The sequence below is a fragment of the Bacillus sp. SIMBA_008 genome (assembly GCF_046535495.1).
Classification (GTDB): domain Bacteria; phylum Bacillota; class Bacilli; order Bacillales; family Bacillaceae; genus Bacillus; species Bacillus subtilis.
The window spans coordinates 1-255 of the sequence record NZ_JAWRWL010000845.1 but is presented as its reverse complement, the minus strand read 5'-3'; the positions used below and the strand labels follow the sequence as shown (position 1 = coordinate 255).

At 52.9% G+C, this 255-nt stretch carries 1 pseudogene; it reads left to right on the top strand.

The annotated features are described in order from the left end of the window. Window positions 1–255: pseudogene (locus SB658_RS25720) on the top strand (sulfite reductase); the annotation flags it as partial.

Below are 255 nucleotides of genomic sequence, written 5' to 3'. Positions count from 1 at the left end.
ACCATTGCGGCCTGCGGAGATGTCAACCGAAACGTCATGTGCGCTTCAAATCCGCACCAGTCTGAAATTCATGCGGAAGTATACGAATGGTCGAAGAAATTGAGCGATGACCTTCTTCCGCGCACGAGAGCCTATCATGAAATCTGGCTTGATGAGGAACGTGTGGCGGGAACTCCTGACACGGAAACGGAACCGATGTACGGGCCGCTGTATTTGCCGAGGAAATTCAAAATCGGAATCGCCGTGCCTCCGTCC